The 3,188-nt window shown below is 68.4% G+C and carries 5 protein-coding genes; 4 read left to right on the forward strand and 1 reads right to left on the reverse strand.

Features of this window, described 5'->3' with window-relative positions; all coding sequences use genetic code 11:
• The 3 genes from VF497_RS05735 to cobJ all read left to right on the forward strand — a co-directional run.
• The coding region (locus tag VF497_RS05735; protein ID WP_330886670.1) for a precorrin-8X methylmutase at positions 1-325 on the forward strand (325 nt) is incomplete at its 5' end.
• Positions 326-327: 2 nt separating this feature from the next.
• Positions 328-1,059: a precorrin-2 C(20)-methyltransferase gene (locus VF497_RS05740; RefSeq protein ID WP_330886671.1), complete on the forward strand. Its 732-nt coding sequence runs from the start codon at positions 328-330 to the stop codon at positions 1,057-1,059.
• On the forward strand, positions 1,056-1,790 hold the full coding sequence (gene cobJ, locus VF497_RS05745; protein WP_330886672.1) for a precorrin-3B C(17)-methyltransferase: 735 nt from the start codon (positions 1,056-1,058) through the stop codon (positions 1,788-1,790). The genes VF497_RS05740 and cobJ overlap by 4 nt, the downstream gene beginning before the upstream one ends.
• Here cobJ and VF497_RS05750 read toward each other — a convergent pair.
• The gene (locus VF497_RS05750; protein WP_330886673.1) at positions 1,766-2,545 is read right to left on the reverse strand and encodes a cobalt-precorrin-6A reductase; all 780 of its coding nucleotides are present in this window, start codon (positions 2,543-2,545) and stop codon (positions 1,766-1,768) included. The genes cobJ and VF497_RS05750 overlap by 25 nt on opposite strands.
• Here VF497_RS05750 and cbiE point away from each other — a divergent pair.
• Positions 2,529-3,188 (forward strand): precorrin-6y C5,15-methyltransferase (decarboxylating) subunit CbiE (cbiE, locus tag VF497_RS05755; RefSeq protein ID WP_330886674.1); only part of this gene is annotated, 660 nt, incomplete at its 3' end. The genes VF497_RS05750 and cbiE overlap by 17 nt on opposite strands.

Genomic DNA, 3,188 nt, shown 5'->3' on the forward strand with positions numbered 1-3,188 from the left:
CAAGGTTCCTGCACTCGCGCAATCGATGCACAACACGCGCTCGGCGGCGGCGCTCGAACTGTGGCGGCCGCATCTGGCCGGCGCGATCGTTGCGATCGGCAACGCGCCGACGGCGCTGTTCCATCTGCTCAACATGCTGGAAGATTCCGACTGTCCGCGACCGGCGGCGATCATCGGCTGTCCGGTCGGCTTCGTCGGTGCCGCCGAGTCAAAGGCGGCGTTGATGGCCGCGCCGCCGGTGCCGGCGCTGACGGTCGAGGGGCGTCTCGGTGGTTCGGCGATCACGGTCGCCGCCGTCAACGCGCTGGCGAGCCGGAGCGAATAGCGATGGGGCGCATCATCTGCTGCGGGCTTGGCCCAGGCGATCCGGATCTGATGAGCGTGCGCGCCGACCGCGTTGTGCGTGCCGCCAAGCACGTCGCCTATTTTCGCAAGAAGGGGCAACTCGGACAGGCGCGGCGCATTGTGGATGGCCTGCTCGCCGCTGACGTCAACGAATATCCGATGGAATATCCGGTCACCACGGAGATCGCTTTCGACAATCCGGACTATGCGCGGCTGCTCGCGGGGTTCTATGACGAATGGACCGAGCGCCTGGCGCGGCTTGCGCGCGCGGTCGACATCGTCGTGCTCTGCGAGGGCGATCCCTATTTCTATGGCTCGTTCATGCATCTGCATGCGCGCCTGCAGGGGCGGGTTGAGATCGAGGTGATCGCCGGCATTCCCGGCATGGTCGGTTGCTGGAACGCGGTCGGCCAGCCGATCGCGCTTGCCGACGATGTCACCACCGTGCTGATGGGCACGCTGCCGGAAGCGGAGCTTGAGCAACGGATGCGCGGCTCCGACGCACTGGTCGTCATGAAGACCGGCCGCAATCTGACGAAGATCCGCCGCGCGCTCGCCTCCGCAGGGCGCCTCGACGATGCGTGGCTCGTCGAACGCGGCACCATGCCGGATCAGCGCGTCGCCCGGCTCGCCGATCTCGCTGAGGCCGACGGTCCGTATTTTGCGATCGTGCTGGTGCACGGGCAGGGGCGGCGCAGGGAGGCCGCGCAATGACCGGCACGCTGACCATCGTCGGACTGGGGCCGGGCGACGAGGCGCTGATCACGCCGGAGGTCTCCGCTGCGCTCGCAATGGCGACCGATATCGTCGGCTATGCGCCCTATGTCACCCGCGTGCCGCCGCGCGCCGGGCTCACGCTGCATCCCTCGGATAATCGCGTGGAGCTACAGCGCGCCGGCGAGGCGCTGCGGCTTGCAGCCGAGGGGCGCGCCGTCGTCGTGGTGTCGTCGGGCGATCCGGGCGTGTTTGCGATGGCCTCGGCCGTGTTTGAGGCGCTCGAGGACGCGCCGCAATGGCACGACCTGCCGATCCGCGTTCTCCCCGGCGTGACGGCGATGCTGGCGGCGGCGGCGAGTGCCGGCGCGCCGCTCGGTCACGATTTTTGCGCGATCAACCTGTCTGACAATCTCAAGCCATGGCCACTGATCGAGCAGCGCCTGCGGCTCGCGGCCGAAGCCGATTTCGCGATCGCGATGTACAATCCGCGCTCGGCGAGCCGGCCGGAAGGTTTTGCGCGGACGCTCGAGATCTTGAAAGAGGCAGGCTGTGGCGAGCGTATCGTGATTTTCGCGCGCGCCGTCAGCACGCCCGAGCAGCGCATCGAAACCGTCGAACTGCGCGACGCCAAGCCCGAGATGGCCGATATGCGCACGCTTGTGATCGTCTGCAATTCGGCGACGCGGCGGGTCGGCCGCTGGGTCTATGCGCCGAGGCAGGTCCGATGACCGAGCCATGCCATCACCTCGCTCACGCTCTCGACCCGCGGCCGCTCGGGCAGCAGCGGCCGCGTGATCATGATGACGGGAAGGCCACGCGCGCGGGCGGCGTCGATCTTGGCGCGCGCGCCGGCTCCGCCGGAATTGCGGGCGACGATCCACGCGATCGCGCGCGCGCGCATCGTCTCGAGCTCGTTGTCGAGCGTGAATGGGCCGCGCGAGACGATGACATCCGCGTCGGGCAATGGCAGCGCTCCCTCCGGTGGGTCGACGAAACGCAACGTGTAGGCATGCTGCGGCCGGCTGCCGAAGGGCGCGATGTGCTGGCGACCGATCGCGAGGAACACGTTGGCGGGGCTGTCCGGCAGCGCCGCGACAGCGGAGACGACGTCCGCGACCTCGATCCAGCGATCGCCGGATGTTTTGTCCCAGGGCGCACGTTCGAGCGCGAGCAGCGGCGTTGCGGTTTGCGCGCAGGCGGCGATCGCGTTGCGGCTCATCTCGGCGGCGAAGGGATGCGTCGCGTCGATCACATGGGTGATGCCTTCGCGGCGCAGATAGTCCGCAAGACCGCTGACGCCGCCGAAGCCGCCGATCCGCGTCGGCAGCGGTTGTTCGGCAGGAGCTGTGGTGCGCCCGCCATAGGAATAGACCGCGTCGATGCCCGCGCGCGCGATCGTCGCGGCAAGCGAATTGGCGTCGGCCGTTCCGCCCAGGATCAGGGCGCGCATCATGGGTAATCCGTGGTTGACCATCATCGGCATCGGCGAAGATGGCCTTGCCGGCCTCTCGGAAGCAAGCCGAAAGGCGCTTGGTGAAGCCGAAACGGTGTTCGGCGGTGAGCGGCACCTTGCGCTGGCCGGGATCACCGACCGGGGGCGCGCCTGGCCGGTGCCGTTCGATGCGGAGATCGTGCTCGAATGCCGGGGGCGACCGACTGTTGTTCTCGCCTCGGGCGATCCGTTCTGGCATGGCGTCGGTGGCAGCCTTGTCGGGAAGCTGCAGGTCGGCGAGTGGATCGCGCATTCCGCGCCGTCGACGTTCTCGCTGGCGGCGGCACGGTTGGGCTGGCGGCTCGAGAATGTCATCTGTCTCGGCCTTCATGCCGCACCGTTTGAACGGCTGTTGCCGCATCTGGTGCGCGATGCACGGATCATCTGCCTGGTGCGCGATGGCAGCGCGGCGTCCGATCTCGCGCGATGGCTCACGGACCACGGCTGGGGTTCGTCCGCGATGTGGACGCTTTCGGCGCTCGGCGGACCGCGCGAATCCATCACGCAGCATCGCGCCGACGGCTATGCCGGCGATTCCAGCGACAGCCTGGTCACGGTTGCGCTGGAGGCGGCGGGAGCGCAAGGGATCGCGCGCAGCTCGGGTCTCCCCGACACGCTCTTTGCGCATGATGGG

This window comes from Rudaea sp. (genome assembly GCF_036383415.1).
Classification (GTDB): domain Bacteria; phylum Pseudomonadota; class Gammaproteobacteria; order Xanthomonadales; family Rhodanobacteraceae; genus Rudaea.